Origin of the sequence: Kocuria oceani, from assembly GCF_029524215.1 — a bacterium.
In the GTDB taxonomy this organism is placed as follows: domain Bacteria; phylum Actinomycetota; class Actinomycetes; order Actinomycetales; family Micrococcaceae; genus Kocuria; species Kocuria oceani.
The window spans coordinates 141,783-159,551 of record NZ_JARAMH010000007.1 but is presented as its reverse complement, the minus strand read 5'-3'; the positions used below and the strand labels follow the sequence as shown (position 1 = coordinate 159,551).

Below are 17,769 nucleotides of genomic sequence, written 5' to 3'. Positions count from 1 at the left end.
CGGCGGCCGGGACCGGACCGCACGGCGAGGGCCGGGCCCCGTCCGGAAGGACGGGGCCCGGCCCTCCGGTGAGCCGTAGCCTACTGCGCGGGCGTGGCCGCGGCCCCGAACCCGCCGCCGGTGGCCTGCTCCGTGACGTCCTGTGCGGCGCGGACGTCCTCGCCCTGCCGCGTTCCGGACGCCCGGCCGTCGGCCTGCTTGCCCTCGGCCTGCTTGCCCTGGGACGCGGCCTTGGGCTCGGGCCTGGCGTCGACCCCGGCCTCCTTGCGCTGCTGCGGGGTGATCGGCGCCGGGGCGGCCGTCAGCGGGTCGTAGCCGTTGCCGGTCTTCGGGAACGCGATGACCTCGCGGATGGAGTCGGTCCCGGCCAGCAGGGCGACCACGCGGTCCCAGCCGAAGGCGATGCCGCCGTGCGGGGGCGCGCCGTACTTGAAGCCCTCGAGCAGGAAGCCGAACTTCTCGTCGGCCTCCTCCTGGCCGATGCCCATGACCTCGAAGACCCGCCGCTGGACGTCCTGCTGGTGGATGCGGATGGAGCCGCCGCCGATCTCGTTGCCGTTGCACACGATGTCGTAGGCGTAGGCCAGGGCGTGCTCGGGGTCCTGGTCGAAGGTGTCCAGGAACTCGGGCTTGGGCGAGGTGAACGCGTGGTGCACGGCGGTCCACTGGCCCGCGCCCACGGCGACGTCGCCGGACTCCACGGCCTCGGCGGCCGACTCGAACAGGGGCGCGTCCACGACCCACACGAACGCCCAGGCGTCCTCGTCGATCAGCCCGGTGCGGTGGCCGATCTCCACGCGCGCCGCACCCAGCAGGGCGCGGGAGGACTTCTTCTCACCGGCCGCGAAGAAGATGCAGTCCCCGGGCTGCGCGCCGGTCGCGGCGGGCAGGCCCTCGCGTTCGGCCTCGGTGATGTTCTTGGCCACGGGACCGCTCAGCGTGCCGTCCTCCCCGACCAGCACGTAGGCCAGGCCCTTGGCGCCGCGCTGCTTGGCCCACTCCTGCCACGCGTCCAGGGTGCGGCGCGGCTGGGAGGCCCCGCCGGGCATGACCACGGCACCCACGTAGGGGGCCTTGAACACGCGGAAGGTGGTGTCCTGGAAGTAGTCGGTGAGCTCGGTGAGCTCGAGGCCGAAGCGCAGGTCCGGCTTGTCGGAGCCGTACTTCGCCATCGCCTCGGCGTAGGTCATCCGGCGGATCGGGGTGGGGATCTCCACCCCGATGAGCTTCCACAGGGCGGCCACGATGCGCTCGCCCAGGGCGATGACGTCGTCCTGCTCCACGAAGGAGGCCTCGATGTCGAGCTGGGTGAACTCCGGCTGGCGGTCGGCGCGGAAGTCCTCGTCCCGGTAGCAGCGGGCGATCTGGTAGTACTTCTCGATCCCGCCGACCTGCAGCAGCTGCTTGAACAGCTGCGGGGACTGCGGCAGGGCGTACCAGGAGCCGGGGGCCAGGCGGGCCGGCACCAGGAAGTCGCGGGCGCCCTCGGGGGTGGAGCGGGTCAGCGTGGGGGTCTCGACCTCCGTGAACCCGTCCTCGTGCAGCAGCTCCCGGGCCACCCGGTTGGCGTCGGAGCGCAGCCGCATGATGCGGGCCGGCTCGGGCCGGCGCAGGTCCAGGTAGCGGTGCCGCAGGCGGGCGTCCTCGCCGACCTCCACGTGCTCGTCGATCTGGAAGGGCAGCGCGGCCGCGGTGTTGAGCACGGTCACGGTCTCGGCGATGACCTCGACCTCGCCGGTGGCCAGGGCCGGGTTCTCGTTGCCCTCCGGGCGGCGCTCCACGGTGCCGGTGATCCGGAGTACGAACTCGTTGCGCAGGTGGTGGAAGTCCGCCTCGTCGCGCACCACGATCTGCGCGACCCCGGAGGCGTCGCGCAGGTCCAGGAAGGCCACCCCTCCGTGGTCGCGGCGCCGGCCGACCCAGCCGGCCAGCGTGACGGTCTCTCCGATGTGCTCGGCGCGCAGCTCGCCGAGGTTGTGTGTGCGCAGCACTCAAAAACCCTTCGTTGTTCGGGAGGTCCGGACGGGGCCGCGCGGATCGCGCGTTTCCCGGGGGTTCACCCGGTGCCCCTACTCTCGTTCGGGAACGAGTTTACAGCCCCCCCTCCGGACCCCGGGACGACGACAGGACCACCCATGAGCAGCGCCCCCGGCCAGCCGGCCCTCGCCCGCCGTCTGGGCACCTTCGACGCCACCGTGATCGGGGTGGGCTCCATGGTCGGGGCGGGGGTGTTCGTGGCGTTCGCCCCGGCCGCCGCCCACGCCGGGCCGTGGCTGCCCGCGGCGCTGCTGCTCGCGGCGGTGGTCGCCTGGTGCAACGCGACGTCCACCGCCCAGCTGGCCGCCGTGCACCCGGCCTCGGGCGGGACCTACCTCTACGCGAACCGGCAGCTCGGCCCGTGGCCGGGCTTCGTGGCCGGGTGGGGCTTCGTCACCGGCAAGACCGCCTCCGCGGCGGCCATGTCGCTGACCTTCGGCCTGTACACCGCCGAGCTGCTGGGGGCCGGCGACGCCGGGGCGCGGCTGCTCGCCGTCGTCGCCGTCCTGGGCCTGACGGCGGTGGACCTCGGCGGGGTGAGCCGCACCGCCCGGCTGACGAAGCTGCTGGTCGTCCCCGTACTGGCCGTGCTGCTGGCCGTGGTGGTGCTGCTCCACACCGTCCCGGGCCCGGCGGCCGGCGCGGTGCCCGGGTGGGAGGGCAGCGGATGGGGCGTGCTGCCCGCGGCGGGGACCCTCTTCTTCGCCTTCGCCGGCTACGCCCGCGTGGCCACCCTCGGCGAGGAGGTCCGCGACCCGGCCCGGACCATCCCCCGGGCGGTGCTCGGCGCCCTGGCGCTCACCCTGCTGCTCTACGCGGCGCTGGGGCTGGGCCTGCTCCGGTTCCTCGGGGCGGACCGGCTCGCGGCGGCGACCGCGCCGCTGCTCACGGTGGTCGAGCGCGCGGGATGGTCCGCCGGGACCACGGCCGCCGGCGCCGTGCTGGTCACCGTCGCCGCGGCCCTGGCCACGCTGGGGGCGCTGCTGGCCCTGGTCGCCGGGATCTCACGGACGGTGCTGGCCATGGCCCGGCAGCGGGACCTGCCCGGCCGGCTGGGCGCGGTCTCCCAGCGGCACCGGGCGCCGTGGGCCGCGGAGCTGGCCGTGGCCGGGGTCGTGGTGGTGCTCGTGCTGGCCGGGGACGTGCGCACCGTGATCGGGTTCTCCAGCTTCGGGGTGCTCGTCTACTACGCCCTGGCCAACCTCTCCGCCCTCACGCTGACCGAGCGTCCCGGCTGGGCGCCGCGGGCCGTCAACGCCCTGGGCCTGGCCGGCTGCCTGCTGCTGGCCTTCACGCTCCCGGCGGCCTCGGTGCTGACGATGCTGGGCGTGTTCGCGGTCGGCCTGGCCGGCCGCGCCGTGGCCCTGTCCCGGCGGCGCTGAGCCGGACCCGCACGCCCGCCGCCGCGGCCCGCAGCCGGGGTCGCGGGGGCTCGGCGGGCGGACCGGAACGGTCAGGCTCCGGCGGGGCGCACCACGGGGCGCAGGTCCTCGGCCGGCGGGGTCCAGGCGGCGGGGTCGGCGCGGACCTGCTCGCCGGAGCGGATGTCCTTGACCTCGTGGGCGAGGGACCCGTCCTCGGCCCGGACCGTGAACCACACGTAGGGGATGCCGCGGCGCTCGGCGTAGCGGATCTGCTTGCCGAACTTCGCGGCGCTGGCCGAGACCTCGCACGCGATGCCGCGGGCGCGCAGCTGCCCGGCGACGTCCTGGGCCTGCGACCAGGACTCCTCGTCCACGAGCGAGACCAGGACCGCGGTGGGGACCTTCCGGGAGGCCTCGGCCATGCCCTGGGCGAGGATGCGGGAGACCAGGCGGGTGACGCCCACGGACAGGCCCACGCCGGGATAGGTCTTCTTGCCCGTGGACGCCAGGGACTCGTAGCGCCCGCCGGAGCACACGGAGCCCAGCTGCTCGTGGCCCACCAGCACGGTCTCGTAGACGGTGCCCGTGTAGTAGTCCAGGCCGCGGGCGATGGACAGGTCGGCCACCACCGTCCCGGGGGCCCGGCGGGAGGCCTCGCCCACCACCTCGGCGAGCTCCTGCAGTCCCTCCTCGAGCAGCTGGGTGTTCACCCCGAGCGCGCGGACCTGCTCCACGAAGGACGTGTCCTCGGTCCGGATGGACGCCAGCTGCAGCGCGGCCCGGGCCTGCTCGGGGGACGCCCCGAGCTCGTCGCAGAGGGCCTGGGCGACCTTCTCGGGGCCGATCTTCTCGAGCTTGTCGATGTTGCGCAGCACGCCGGCCGTGTCCTGCAGGCCGATGCCGCGGTAGAACCCCTCCGCCAGCTTGCGGTTGTTGACCCGCAGCACGAACGGCGGGATCGGCAGCTTCGCCAGCGCGTCGATCATCACCAGCGCCAGCTCCACGTCGTAGCGGAACGGCAGGGCGCCGTCGCCGACCACGTCGATGTCCGCCTGGGTGAACTCGCGGGCGCGGCCCTCCTGCGGGCGCTCGCCGCGCCAGACCTTCTGCATCTGGTAGCGGCGGAAGGGGAAGGTGAGGTGCCCGCCGTTCTCGACCACGTACCGGGCGAAGGGCACGGTGAGGTCGAAGTGCAGGGCCAGCCGGGCGTCGTCCTTCTCGGGGGCCTCCTCGTCCTCCTGCAGGCGCGAGACGACGTAGACCTCCTTGTCGATCTCGCCCTTGCGCAGCAGCTGCTCGACCGTCTCCACCGCCCGGGTCTCGATCGAGGAGAAGCCGTGCAGCTCGAAGGTCTCCCGCAGCACGTCCAGGACGTGCAGCTCGACCAGACGCTCCTCCGGAAGCCATTCGGGGAAACCGGACAGGGACGTCTTGCGGGCCATGGGGAGGTGCTCCTCGGGTGGGACGGTGGTGGGCGGGCGGACCGTGCGGGCGGATCGGGCCGGTCGGTTCCGCCCTCATCCTAGAGAGCCGCCCCCGCCCGGCCCAAAGCCCGGCCCGAAGCACGGCACGGAGCACGGCACGGAGCACGGCACGGAGCACGGCACGGAGCACCGCCCGAAGCAGGGCACGGCGCCCCGGCCCTCGCCCGCCCCGGACCGGGCGCCACGGCGGGTCCCGGGACGGGCTCGCGGGCCGCCGTGGGGAGGGCGCGGCCTCGGTAGTATGGACAGGACGATTGTCCGAAGCCGGGCGACGGCGCCGGATCCGATCCTGGTGCCGGTCCGGCGAGAGCGAAAGAGTTGTAGCGGTGACAGAACGTCTCGAATCCGACGACCAGCCCACCCCCCGCCCCGTTCCCGGCCCCGGAGCCGCGCCGAAGCCCGGCGTGCCGAAGCCCGGCACCGCGAAGACCGGCGCCCCGAAGCCCGGTGCGCCCCGCCCCGCGGTCCCGGCGGCTCCCGCCCCCGGCCCGGCGGCCGTCCAGCCGGGCGCCGCGCAGCCCGTGGCGGCCCCGCCGGCGGCGGCTCCCGCGCTGGCCTCGCCGGAGTCCGTGGCCCGGGCCCGCGCCTTCGGGCGGGTGACCGAGGACGGGCACGTCTACGTCGTCGTGGACGGCGAGGAAGTGCTGTGCGGGCAGTTCCCCGACGCCACGGAGGACGAGGCGCTGGGCTACTTCGCCCGCAAGTACGACGACGTCGAGGCGCAGGTCGCCCTGCTCGAGCAGCGGGTGTCCGCCGGCGCCCCCTCGGCGGACATGCTGACCACCCTCGACCACCTCGCCGAGCAGGTGGGCCAGCGCAACATGCTCGGGGACATCCGCGGCCTCGAGGGACGGCTCGAGGCCCTGCGCCCGGCGATCCGCGAGCTCGAGGCGTCCGAGCGGGCCGCCCACGAGGCCCAGCGGGCCCAGAACGTCGCCGCGCGCGAGGCGATCGTCGCGGAGGCGGAGCAGATCGCCGCCCAGGACCCGCAGCGCACCCAGTGGAAGCAGTCCTCCGCCCGGATGGCCGAGCTGTTCGACCAGTGGAAGGCCCACCAGAAGTCCGGGATCCGGCTGGGCCGGGCCGCGGAGGACGCGCTGTGGAAGCGGTTCCGCACCGCCCGCACCACCTTCGACCGCCACCGCCGCGCGTTCTTCTCCCAGCTCGACGCCGACAACGCCGAGGCCAAGAAGGCCAAGGAGGCCCTCATCGCCGAGGCCGAGGCCCTCTCGGGCTCCACCGACTGGGGCGCCACGGCCGCGGAGTACCGCCGGCTCATGGACCGGTGGAAGGAGTCCAAGCGGGCGTCGAAGAAGGACGACGACGCCCTGTGGGCCCGCTTCCGCGCCGCCCAGGACAGGTTCTTCGAGGCCCGCAAGGCCGACAACGACCGGATCGACGAGGAGTTCGAGGGCAACCTGGCGGTGAAGGAGCAGCTGCTCGCCGAGGCCAAGGCCCTGCTGCCCGTCACGGACCTCAAGGCCGCCAAGCGCACCCTCGGCGACATCCTGGACCGCTGGGAGCAGGCCGGGAAGGTCCCGCGCGCCCACATGCGCCGGGTGGAGGCCGAGCTGCGCACCGTCGAGGACGCCGTGCGCCAGGCCGAGGACGAGAAGTGGCAGCGCTCCAACCCCGAGACGAAGGCCCGCTCCAACTCGATGCTCAGCCAGCTCGAGACGAAGATCGAGGACCAGGAGGCCGCCCTGGCCAAGGCGCAGGCCACCGGGGACACCCGGCGCGCGGCCAAGCTGGAGGGCGAGCTCGCCACCAGCCGGCAGTGGCTGGAGACCCTGCGCCGCTCCTCGGCCGACCTGCGCTGACACCACCGGCGCCGTCCCGCCGACGCTTGACCGGTACCGCCGAACCGCTACTGCCGAACCACCCGGATCGGCCGGGCCGCAACGGCCCGCGCCGGTCGTCGGCGGCGCCCGGGAGGCCCCGGGCCCGTGCTGTCCACAGCACCGGCCCGGGGCCTTCCCCGTGCCCGGCCCGTGGACGATGCTGGCCCCATGCACGACCCGCCCTGGACCCCGGACACGCTGCTGCTGCCGGACCGGCCCTTCTCCCGCGCCGAGCTCTCCGCCCTCGTCGCCGACGGGGTGCTCGTGCCCGTGGTGCTGGAGGCCCACGTGCTGCGCGGGCGCCCGGTGACACGGGCGGTGAAGCTCGCGGCCCTCGAGGCGCAGCTGCCCCCGCACCTGCTGGGCCGCGGGGTGCTCGGGCGGCTCTCGGCCGCGTGGTTCTACGACTGCGCCCCGCGCCCCACCGTGCTCCCGGTGCTGCTGGACAAGCTGCGGCGCACCACGATGTCCCCGGTGCCGGACGGGATGGCGCTGCACCAGGTCACCCTGGGGGGCTACGACGTGCACGACTCCGGCCCCGTGCGGGTCACCACACCGCTGCGCACGGCCGTGGACCTCGCCCTGCACGTTCCCGAGCATGAGGGGCTGGCGGCCCTGGAGCGGCTGATGCACGCACCGCACCTGCACTGCCCGCCGCCGCTGGTGCAGGCCGCGCTCGAGAGCTTCGAGCGCATGCCCGGACGGCAGGCGGCGCTGCTGCGGGTGCGCCGCGCCGCCCGGGAGATCGGCCGGCCCGTGCCGTGACCCGGCGCCGCGGGCGCCCGGCCGCCGGGTCAGCGGGAGGACGGCTCCGAGATGGGCCGGTTGCCGGAGGTGCGGTAGACGTCGTAGACCCCGTCGATCCGGCGGACCTGGTTGAGCACGTGGTCCAGGTAGCGCGGGTCGCCCATCTCGAAGGCGAACCGGGAGATGGCCAGCCGGGCCTTGGAGGTGTGCACCGAGGCGGCGAGGATGTTGACGTGGTTCTCCGAGAGCACCCGGGTGACGTCCGAGAGCAGGGACTTCCGGTCGAGGGCCTCCACCTGGATCTCCACCAGGAACACGCTGGACTGCGTCGGGGCCCACTCCACCTCGACCACCCGCTCGGTGGAGGTCAGCGCCAGCATGTTGACGCAGTCCTTGCGGTGCACCGAGATGCCGGCGCCCCGGGTGACGAAGCCCATGATCTCGTCCGGCGGCACCGGGGTGCAGCAGCGGGCGAGCTTGACGTAGACGTCCGTGGCGCCCTTGACCACGACCCCGGAGTCGGACACGCGCGGGCGCACCGGCTGGGTGGCGATGGTCGTCTCCGCGAAGTCCTCCTCCGCGCCGTCGGCCCCGCCCAGGTTGCCGACGATCTTCTCCACCACGTCCTGGGCGCTGACCACGTCGGAGCCGATCGCCTCGTAGAGCGAGCTGATGTCGGTGCGGTGGAAGTCCTGGGCCACCGCCAGCAGGGACTCCTGGGTGAGGGTGCGCTGCAGCGGCAGGTGGTGCTTGCGCAGGGCGCGGGTGAGGGCGTCCTTGCCCTTCTCGATGGCCTCCTCGCGGCGCTCCTTGGAGAACCACTGCCGGATCTTGTTGCGGGCCCGCGGGGACTTCACGAACTTCAGCCAGTCCTGGGAGGGCCCGGCGTGCTCGGACTTGGAGGTGAGCACCTCCACCCAGTCCCCGTGCTGCAGCTCCGAGGACAGCGGCACGAGCTTGCCGTTGACCCGGGCGCCGATGGTCTTGTGGCCCACCTCGGTGTGCACCGCGTACGCGAAGTCCACCGGCGTGGAGCCCGCCGGCAGGGCCATGACCTCGCCCTTGGGCGTGAAGACGTACACCTCGGAGGTGTTGATCTGGTAGCGCAGCGAGTCGAGGAACTCGGAGGAGTCCTGCGTCTCCTCCTGCCAGGAGACCAGGGAGCTCAGCCACGCGAGGTCCCCCTCCTGCGCCTTGGGCGTGGCGGAGTTCGCCTGGTTGGCCTGGTCCTTGTACTTCCAGTGCGCGGCCACGCCGTACTCCGCGCGCCGGTGCATCTCGTGGGTGCGGATCTGGATCTCCACCGGCCGCCCGTCCGGGCCGATCACCGTGGTGTGCAGGGACTGGTACATGTTGAACTTCGGCATGGCGATGTAGTCCTTGAACCGCCCCGGCAGCGGCCGCCACCGCGCGTGCAGGGCGCCCAGCGCCGCGTAGCACTCCCGCACCGTGTTCACGAGCACCCGGACCGCCTGCAGGTCCTGGATCTCGTCGAAGTCCTTCCCGCGCACGATCATCTTCTGGTAGATCGAGTAGTAGTGCTTGGGCCGGCCCGTGATGGTCGCCTCGATCCCCGCCTCGGAGAGGTCCAGGGCGATCCGCTCCCGGATCTTGGCCAGGGAGCGCTCGCGCTGGGGCTGGCGCTCCCCCACCATCCGCACGATCTCCTCGTAGACCTTGGGGTAGAGCGCCGCGAAGGCCAGGTCCTCGAGCTCCCACTTGATGGTGTTCATGCCCAGCCGGTGCGCCAGCGGGGCGAAGATCTCCAGGGTCTCCCGCGCCTTCTTCGAGGAGGAGGACTGGGAGACGAAACGCCACGTGCGGGCGTTGTGCAGCCGGTCGGCGAGCTTGATGACGAGCACGCGGATGTCCTTGGCCATCGCCACGATCATCTTGCGCACCGTCTCGGCCTGCGCGGCGTCCCCGTACTGGACCTTGTCCAGCTTCGTCACGCCGTCGACGAGCGCGGCCACCTCGTCCCCGAACTCCGCGCGCAGCTGCTCGAGCGTGTAGTCGGTGTCCTCGACCGTGTCGTGCAGCAGCGCGGCGACCAGGGTGGCCCCCGTCATGCCCAGCTCGGCGAGGATCGTGGTCACGGCCACGGGGTGGGTGATGTAGGGGTCCCCGCTCTTGCGCTTCTGCCCCTCGTGGCACTTCTCCGCGACCTTGAACGCGCGCGCCAGGACCTCGATGTCCTCCTCCGGGTGGGTGGCGCGCACGGTGTGCAGCAGCGGCTCCAGGATCGGCGAGTGGTCCATCGGTCGGCCGGAGAGGTAGGACAGGCTCGAGCGGGTGCGGTCGCTGCGGCCCGGGAACACGGCCCGGCCCTGCAGCGGCCGGGAGGCGGGCACGACGTAGTGCGTGCCGGCCATGTCCGAACGGCGCGGCGGTGTCGGGGCGGTGCCCTGACCGGCGGGGACGCCCCCGTCGTCGGACGAGCTCATGGCCGTAGCTCCCTTCCCATCGATGCGACCGGGGCGGCGGCCGTGCGGCCGCCGCCCCGGTCGTCGAGCTGACGTGTGCTGCTGTGCGGCGGGTCGCGGCTGCGCGGTCCGCCCTGCGGTGGACCCCAGTCTAGTGCGCCGGGACCTCCTGGGCGGCACGTTCGGCCGGGGCGCCCGCCCGGGCCTCCTGCTCGCGCACGTCCGCGTCCCGGGAGCGCAGCAGGGCGTACATCGGCGAGGCCACGAATAGGGTCGCGACGGTGCCCACGATGATGCCGACGAACAGCGACAGCGACAGGTCCTTGAGGGTGCCCGCGCCGAGCACGAGCCAGCCGATGAACAGGATCGAGCCCACGGGCAGGATGCCCACCACGGAGGTGTTGATCGAGCGCACCAGGGTCTGGTTCACGGCGAGGTTCACCTGGTCGGAGAACCGCCGCCCGGCCCGTTCGGGCGGGGCCGTGCCGTCGAGCAGGCCCTCGGTGTTCTCCCGGACCTTGTCGAAGACCACCACGGAGTCGTAGAGGGAGTAGCTGAGCACCGTGAGGAAGCCGATCACCGCGGAGGGCGTGACCTCGAAGCCCACGAGGGAGTAGACCCCGGCGGTGATCGCGACGGACGCGATCATGCCCGCGATCGCCGAGACGGACATCTTCCAGGTGCGGAAGTACAGGGCCATCAGCACGGTCGCCAGCACCACGAACGCCACGAGCCCCTGCAGCGCCTGCCGGGTCACGCCGGCGCCCCACGTGGGCCCGACGAACGTGGAGGTCACCTCGTCCTCGCTCACGCCGTAGGCCTCGACCAGGGCGTCCTTGACCGCGAGGGTCTCGTCGTCGTCGAGCTGCTCGGTCTGCACCCGGATCGTGCCGGGGGCGATGTTGGTGACCTCGACCTCCGCGGCGTCCGAGGACTCCGCGACGGCCTCGCGGCCGGTCTCCACCTGGGGGTCGGCCACCGCGGAGACGGTGAACTCGGAGCCGCCGGTGAAGTCGATGCCGAGGTTGAACCCGCCCTTGACCACGGGCACCAGCAGGGACAGCCCCACCAGGGCGGCGGCGATCGTCAGCCACAGCTTCGCCCGCCCCACGAAGGGGTAGGAGGTGCGCCCGCTGTGCAGGGCGTTGCCGAAATCAGCGAACCGGGACATCAGGCGTTCTCCTCGGGGGTGCGGGCCGACGACGACGACGCGCCGACCGGGGCGTCCTGCGGTGCGGGCTCGCCGGGCCGGTCCGGCGAGACCCCCTCCGCCGCGCGGCGGCGCCGTTCGGCGATGGTCAGCCCGTCACCGGTCCCCGGCTCCCGCAGCCGCCCGGCGCCGCGGTACAGGGGCACCGCGTCCAGGGCCTCCGGGTTCAGCCCGGAGTGCCTGCCGCCGCCGCCGAAGTAGCGGGTGCGCGCGAGCAGCACCATCACGGGGTGGGTGAACAGGAAGACCACGAGCAGGTCCGCGATCGCGGTCAGCCCGAGGGTGAACGCGAAGCCGCGCACGTTGCCCACCGCCACGAGGTACAGCACGACGGCGGCCAGCAGGTTCACGGCCTTCGACGCGAGCACGGTCTGCCGGGCCCGCCGCCAGCCGTGGTCGACCGCCGCGGGGATGGAGCGGCCGCTGCGGATCTCGTCGCGGATGCGCTCGAAGTAGACGATGAAGGAGTCGGCGGTCTGGCCGATCGCCACGATCAGGCCCGCGACACCGGCCAGGGAGAGCCGGTAGTTCGCCGACCAGCCCAGCAGGGTGATGGCCAGCCAGGTGAGCACGCCCGCGACCACGAGCGAGCTGATGGTCACGAGCCCCAGCAGCCGGTACTGGAAGAGGGAGTACACGCACACCAGCACCAGGCCGATGATCCCGGCGACGATGCCCATCCGCAGCTGGTCGGCGCCCAGGGTGGCGGAGATCTGCTGCTCGGACTGGATCTGGAAGCTCATCGGCAGCGCCCCGTACTTCAGCTGCTCGGCGAGGAAGCGGGCCTGCTCCTCGGTGAAGCTGCCCGTGATCTGCGCCTGCCCGTCCGAGATCACCGCGTTCATCTGCGGGGCGGAGACCACCTGGCCGTCCAGCAGGATGGCGAACTGGCCGCGGGGGTCCTCGGGGGTGGACTGGCCGATGCCGTAGAGGCGCTCCGAGAGCTGCCGGAAGCGCTCCGTGGCGTCCGGGCCGAACTGCAGGTTCACGGCGAACTGGTTCAGGGACACCCCCTGGGAGTTCTGCGCGGTCCCGTAGGAGGCGTCCTCGATCCCGGTGCCCTGGATCTCCACCGGGCCCAGGAGGTACTTGGTCCCGGTCTCGGGCTCGCAGGCGACCACGGGCGCGTCGGCGTCCTGGGCCTCGCGCTCCTCGGGGGACTGCGGTGCGGTGCAGTCCGCCTCCTCGAACTGCCGGTACAGCTCCGGGGTGATCCAGTTGGGGTCGGAGGAGTCGGCGGGCTCCGCGGCGGGCTCGGGCAGCTCGTCCTCGGGCACGCGCTGGTCCTCGGGCACGGGCTCGGCGGCCGCGGTGGTGAGCACGGGACGGAAGTTCATCTGCGCCGAGGTCTGGATCAGCTCACGGGTCTCGGCCGAGGGCACCCCGGGCATGGAGACCACGATGGTGCTGCCGGACTGGGTGGCGATCTCGGCCTCGGCCACGCCGGAGCCGTCCACGCGCTGGCGGATGATCTCCACGGCCTGGTCCAGCTGCTCGGGGGTGACCTCCTGGCCGGCCTCCTCGCCCTGCAGGGACGGGGAGAGGATCATCTGGGTGCCGCCCTCGAGGTCGAGGGCGAGCTTGGGCCCCCACCCGGTGCGGTCGGTGCCCGCGCCCCAGGCGAGCAGCCCGCCCAGCAGCGCCAGCAGCACGAGCAGCCCGATCAGGGAGCGGCGGGCGCCCGAGAGGGCGGCCCGCACGCCGGAGCGCGCCGGCGCGGTGCTCCCCCCGCCCCGCCCGGGGGCGGGGGGAGCACCGGAGGTCTTGCGTGTGGTCAGTGCCATGGTCTTCCTTACGCACCACGGCCCGGTCGTGCCGGGCCTGCTCATGGGAACGGGCCGACCAGCGGTCGGCCCGTCGCCCCGAAGGGGGGATCAGTCGTTGCGCGGTCCGGGATCGCGCCGGGAGTCGTCGTCCAGCGGGTCGACCGGGCTGGAGCCGGTGCCGTCGGTGTCGCGCACCTCCGGCTCGGCCGCCGCCGCGGTGCCGGCGGCGGGGGCCGCCTCCTCGACGACGGTGGTGACGGTCTGCAGGTGCACGGTCACCTCGGTGCCCGGGGCGATCTCCAGGACGACCTTGTTCGCGTCCCGGTCGATCGAGCGCACGGTGCCGTAGAGGCCGTAGTTCGTCATGACCTCGGTGCCCGGGGCCATGGCCGCCTGCTTCTCCTTGACCTGGGCCATCGCCTTCTTCTGCCGGCGCATGGGCAGCCAGACCAGCAGCACCAGGGCCACGAGCATGAACGGCAGCAGCCAGGAGGTGCCGCCTCCGGTGGGCTGGGCGGCCTGGGCGGAGAGGGACTGGGTGAGGAGGAGCGAGCTCACGGACTTCCGTTCGATCGGTGGTGGGTGTCCGTCCCATGGTAGGTGATGGAGCCCGGAGCGTCCTGGACATCCACCGGCGGATCCGCGCGGCGGCCGCCGGTCAGTCCTCGAACAGGGGCGGGGCGTCCTCGCCCGCGGACGGGCTCGCCGCTGCGCCGAAGGCGGCCCGCAGCCCGGGGTCCTGGAACGCCGCGTGCTCCGGGACGGCCAGGCCCAGGTGGTCCCAGGCCGCCGCCATGGCGATCCGTCCCCGGGGCGTGCGCCCGAGCAGGCCCTCGCGGACCAGGTAGGGCTCGGCGACGGTCTCGACCGTCTCGGTCTCCTCCCCCACCGCGATCGCCAGCGTGGACAGGCCCACCGGCCCCCCGCCGAACTTCGTCACGAGCGCCTCGAGCACCGACCGGTCCAGGCGGTCGAGGCCGCGGGCGTCCACCTCGTACATGTCCAGGGCCGCGGAGGAGGTGCGGGCGTCGATCCGGTCGATGCCGTGCACGAGCGCCCAGTCCCGCACCCGGCGCAGCAGCCGGTTGGCGATGCGGGGGGTGCCCCGGGACCGGGATGCCACCTCGGCGAAGCCCTCGGCGGTCATCGCCAGGTCCATCAGCCCGGCCGAGCGCCGCAGCACGAGCTCGAGCTCCTCCACGGAGTAGAACTCCAGGTGGCCGGTGAAGCCGAAGCGGTCGCGCAGGGGGCCGGGCAGCAGGCCCGCCCGCGTGGTGGCGCCCACCAGGGTGAAGGGCGGCAGGTCCAGCGGGATGGAGGTGGCGCCGGCGCCCTTGCCGACCACGATGTCCACCCGGAAGTCCTCCATGGCCATGTACAGCATCTCCTCGGCGGGCCGGGACATGCGGTGGATCTCGTCGAGGAACAGCACCTCCCCCTCGGTGAGGGAGGACAGGATCGCCGCGAGGTCGCCGGCGTGCTGGATGGCCGGGCCGGAGGAGATCCGCAGGGGCGCGCCCATCTCCTCGGCGATGATCATCGCGAGGGTCGTCTTGCCCAGCCCGGGCGGGCCCGAGAGCAGGACGTGGTCGGCGGAGCGGCCCCGCAGCCGGGAGGCCTCCAGCACCAGGGACAGCTGCTGGCGCACCCGCTTCTGCCCCACGAACTCGTCCAGGTTGGCCGGGCGCAGGGCCGACTCGAGCTGCTTCTCGTCGGGCTCGTCGACCGGGGAGACGAGCCGGTCGCGGGCGTTCACGGCGGCGCCGTCCTCGCGGGCCATGCTCAGGCCCCCCGCTCCGCGCCGGCGCGGGCGCCGGCCTTGGCGGCGCCGAGCCACGCGAGCACGGTGCGCAGGATGGCGGGCACGTCCCCGGACGCGATCAGCTCCTCGCGGCCGGCGAGGGCGTCGGCGACGCCGCGGGCGGCGTCCTTCTCGTTCCAGCCCAGCCCCACGAGGGCCTCCAGCACCTGCTCCCGCCAGGGCTCCACGGGCGCGGCGGCGGCCGGGGCGGGGCGGTCGGGGACGATCAGCTTGTCGGCCAGCTCCAGCACGATCCGGCGGGCGCCCTTGGGGCCGATGCCGGGCACGGCCGTGAACGCCTTGGCGTCCCCCTGGGCGATGGCACGGTGGACGTCGTCCGGGCCGAGCACGGAGAGCACCGCCAGGGCGGTGCGGGGGCCGACGCCGCTGACCCCGAGCATGATCTCGAAGACCTCGCGCTCGGCGGGGCTGCGGAAGCCGAAGAGCAGCGGGGACTCGTCCTTGCGCGCCACGTACGCCGTGTCGAGCCGGACCTCTCCCCCGATCCGCAGCCCGGACAGCGTCTCGGGGGTCGCCTGGACCTGGACGCCGAAGCCGCTCACCGCCACGACGGCGGTGGTGAGGCCGACGTGCTCGACCTGTCCCGTGATGGACGCGATCACCGCGCGCCTCCTTCCCGTGCCCCGGCGGGACCGGGAACGGTTGCTCGAACAAATCTACGAATGACGACTCGCCGCCACTCTAGCAGGGGCCGCCGACTCAGCCGCGCCCGCCCCGGCGGGCCCGCGCCTCCGCCTCGGCCCAGGCGCGCTGGGCGGGGGTCATCCCGGAGCGCGCGGCGGCGAGGGGACGGGCCCCCTGGTGCGTCTCGGTCCGGGCCGTCGCGTCCACGCCCGTGCCGCCACCGCGCCAGCCGTGGCAGATGGCGATGGCCAGGGCGTCGGCGGCGTCGGCGGGCCGGGGCGTCTCCTCGAGCCGCAGGATCCGCACCACCATGCGGGCCACCGAGGCCTTGTCGGCCCTCCCCTCGCCGGTGACGGCGGCCTTGACCTCGGACGGGGTGTGCCAGGCCACCGGCACCCCGTGGCGGGCCGCCGAGGCGATGACGGCCCCCGAGGCGTGGGCGGTGCCGATCACCGTGTTCACGCTGGTCTGGGCGAACACCCGCTCCAGGGCCAGGGCGTCGGGACGGTAGCGCTCGATCCACCGTTCGGCGGCCTCCCAGATCCGCAGCACACGCACGTCGAGCGGGTCGGCGGCGTCCGTGCCGGCCACGCCGACGTCCACCAGGGACGCGGTGCGGTTGCCGGCCATCTCGATCAGGCCGAACCCGCACCGCGTCAGTCCGGGGTCCACCCCGAGGATCCGCTGCGTGGCCGTGGTCAGTCCTCGGCGTCGAGCTGGGCGAGGACCTCGGCGGGGATGTCCGCGTTGGAGTAGACGTTCTGCACGTCGTCGAGCTCCTCGACGGCCTCCACCAGGCGCAGGAACTTCCGGGCGCCCTCGGCGTCCAGCTCGACGAGCATGCTCGGACGGAACTGCGGGTCGTCGTTGTTGTACTCGAGCCCGGCCTCGTCGAGGGCGGCGCGGATCGCGGGCAGGTCGGTGGCCTCGGAGACGACCTCGAAGACCTCCTCCTGCTCCACGACCTCGTCGGCGCCCGCGTCCAGGACGGCCATGAGGACGTCGTCCTCCGTGAGCCCGTCGGCGCGGGTGACCTCCACGACGCCCTTGCGCTCGAAGAGGAAGGCCACGGACCCGGAGTCGGCCATCGTGCCGCCGTTGCGGGTCACCGCCACGCGCACCTCGGAGGCGGCGCGGTTCTTGTTGTCCGTGAGGCACTCGATGTACAGGGCCGTGCCCTGCGGGCCGCGGGCCTCGTAGAGGATCTCGGTGTAGTCGACGACCTCGCCGGTCAGCCCGGCGCCGCGCTTGATCGCCCGGTCGATGTTCGCCACCGGCACCGAGTTCTTCTTGGCCTTGGACACGGCGAGGTCCAGGGCCGGGTTGCCCGCGGTGTCGGCCCCCCCCATGCGCGCGGCCACCTCGATGCCCTTGATGTACTTGGCGAAGGCCTTGGCGCGCTTGGCGTCGATCGCGGCCTTCTTGTGCTTGGTCGTGGCCCACTTGGAGTGACCTGACATGCATTCCTCCTCGGAAGTCGTGACGGGACGTCGTGCTCGGGGTCTCGGAAGCCGCCGGTTGCCGTCCCGGAGCGGTCCGTCCGGGCGGCGGGCCGGACGGACCGGAAAAGTCCTGCTCCATCCTACCGGGTGCGGCGCCGTCCGCTCCCGGCGGCCTGCGGAAACCGGTCTGCGGAAACGGGCTTGCCGTGACCGACCTGCCGTAACGGGCCGGCGCGAACGGTCCGCCCGGACGGTGCGGACCGTGCCGGGCGGACGGATCAGCGGGGACGGGCCACGGCGACCGCCCGGGCGCGCTCGGCGAGCGTGTCGTCCAGCGGCTCGGCGTCGAAGCTCCCGAACCGGCGCTCCACCGCGGCCCGGATGAGGTGGTCGGCCACGGCGGGGTTCTTCGGCAGCATCGACCCGTGCAGGTAGGAGGCCACCACGTGGTGCACGCGCGCGCCCTCGGTGCCGTCCTCGCCGTTGTTGCCGGCACCCTTGCGCACCGTGCCGAGCGGGGCCTGTCCGGGGCCCAGCCGGGTGATCCCCGAGTGGTTCTCGTAGCCGACCACGGTGCCGAACTCCGGGGACTCCAGGACGATGTTGCCGATCAGGCGCGTCGGCCCGCCCACCGTGGTGAGGTCCAGGATCCCGATCCCGGGCAGGGTCTCCCCGGCGCCGGTGCGGAACTCGTGGCCGAAGAGCTGGTAGAGCCCGCAGATCGCCAGCATCGGGACGCCGTCGGCGGCCATCGCGCGCAGCTCCGGGGCGATCCGCTGCAGGTCCTCCTGGACGCGGAACTGCCCGGAGTCCTGCCCGCCGCCGCCCACGAGCAGGTCGGCGTCGGCGGGGAAGGGGTCCCCGGGGTCGTGGTCGGACAGCCGCACGGCGTAGCCGTACTTCTCCAGCCGGCGCTTGAGCGTCAGGGTGTTGCCCCAGTCGCCGTAGATGTTCATGTCCCGGGGGTAGAGCTGGACGAGGTGGACGGTGCGGTCGGTCATGGGGGCTC

General features: G+C 73.6%; 14 protein-coding genes. 3 read left to right on the top strand and 11 right to left on the bottom strand.

The features are described 5' to 3' along the window. Positions 1–80: 80 nt before the first annotated feature. Positions 81–1,991, bottom strand: a complete 1,911-nt coding sequence (gene aspS / locus PU704_RS09900) for an aspartate--tRNA ligase (protein ID WP_277551203.1) — start codon at positions 1,989–1,991, stop codon at positions 81–83. Between the two features lie 144 nt (positions 1,992–2,135). Here aspS and PU704_RS09895 point away from each other — a divergent pair, with 144 nt between their 5' ends. Further along, positions 2,136–3,419 (top strand): APC family permease, encoded by a 1,284-nt coding sequence (locus PU704_RS09895; protein ID WP_277551202.1) that lies wholly within the window; start codon positions 2,136–2,138, stop codon positions 3,417–3,419. Between the two features lie 71 nt (positions 3,420–3,490). Here PU704_RS09895 and hisS read toward each other — a convergent pair whose 3' ends face one another. Then, positions 3,491–4,843, bottom strand: coding sequence for a histidine--tRNA ligase (gene hisS / locus PU704_RS09890; RefSeq protein WP_277551200.1), 1,353 nt, complete (start codon positions 4,841–4,843; stop codon positions 3,491–3,493). Positions 4,844–5,211: 368 nt separating this feature from the next. Between hisS and PU704_RS09885 the strand changes: the two genes are divergently transcribed. Then, positions 5,212–6,705: a DUF349 domain-containing protein gene (locus PU704_RS09885; RefSeq protein ID WP_380113235.1), complete on the top strand. Its 1,494-nt coding sequence runs from the start codon at positions 5,212–5,214 to the stop codon at positions 6,703–6,705. 189 nt (positions 6,706–6,894) lie between these two features. Further along, complete coding sequence (locus PU704_RS09880) at positions 6,895–7,491, top strand: type IV toxin-antitoxin system AbiEi family antitoxin (protein ID WP_277551199.1); 597 nt, start codon at positions 6,895–6,897, stop codon at positions 7,489–7,491. A 29-nt stretch (positions 7,492–7,520) separates the two neighbouring features. On the opposite strand, the gene PU704_RS09875 is transcribed toward PU704_RS09880, so the two are convergent. From PU704_RS09875 to PU704_RS09835, 9 genes are all read right to left on the bottom strand, one after another. Further along, positions 7,521–9,845, bottom strand: coding sequence for a RelA/SpoT family protein (locus tag PU704_RS09875; protein WP_062736845.1), 2,325 nt, complete (start codon positions 9,843–9,845; stop codon positions 7,521–7,523). Positions 9,846–10,047: 202 nt separating this feature from the next. Next, positions 10,048–11,067 carry a protein translocase subunit SecF gene (secF, locus tag PU704_RS09870; RefSeq protein WP_277551198.1) on the bottom strand — a complete coding sequence of 340 codons (1,020 nt, stop codon included), beginning with the start codon at positions 11,065–11,067 and terminating at the stop codon, positions 10,048–10,050. Continuing rightward, a complete protein-coding gene (secD, locus tag PU704_RS09865) occupies positions 11,067–12,890 on the bottom strand; it encodes a protein translocase subunit SecD (protein ID WP_277551197.1) in 1,824 nt (607 codons plus the stop codon). Before secD ends, secF begins: the two co-directional genes overlap by 1 nt. A gap of 90 nt (positions 12,891–12,980) precedes the next feature. Then, positions 12,981–13,430, bottom strand: a complete 450-nt coding sequence (gene yajC, locus PU704_RS09860) for a preprotein translocase subunit YajC (protein WP_047802676.1) — start codon at positions 13,428–13,430, stop codon at positions 12,981–12,983. 100 nt (positions 13,431–13,530) lie between these two features. After that, positions 13,531–14,652, bottom strand: coding sequence for a Holliday junction branch migration DNA helicase RuvB (gene ruvB / locus PU704_RS09855; RefSeq protein ID WP_047802677.1), 1,122 nt, complete (start codon positions 14,650–14,652; stop codon positions 13,531–13,533). Between the two features lie 2 nt (positions 14,653–14,654). Then, positions 14,655–15,296 (bottom strand): Holliday junction branch migration protein RuvA, encoded by a 642-nt coding sequence (gene ruvA / locus PU704_RS09850; RefSeq protein WP_277551196.1) that lies wholly within the window; start codon positions 15,294–15,296, stop codon positions 14,655–14,657. A gap of 97 nt (positions 15,297–15,393) precedes the next feature. Further along, positions 15,394–15,990: a crossover junction endodeoxyribonuclease RuvC gene (gene ruvC, locus PU704_RS09845; protein ID WP_277551195.1), complete on the bottom strand. Its 597-nt coding sequence runs from the start codon at positions 15,988–15,990 to the stop codon at positions 15,394–15,396. Positions 15,991–16,016: 26 nt separating this feature from the next. Then, positions 16,017–16,778 carry a YebC/PmpR family DNA-binding transcriptional regulator gene (locus PU704_RS09840; protein WP_277551194.1) on the bottom strand — a complete coding sequence of 254 codons (762 nt, stop codon included), beginning with the start codon at positions 16,776–16,778 and terminating at the stop codon, positions 16,017–16,019. Positions 16,779–17,038: 260 nt separating this feature from the next. After that, positions 17,039–17,761, bottom strand: a complete 723-nt coding sequence (locus PU704_RS09835; protein ID WP_047802681.1) for a type 1 glutamine amidotransferase — start codon at positions 17,759–17,761, stop codon at positions 17,039–17,041. Positions 17,762–17,769: the final 8 nt, after the last annotated feature.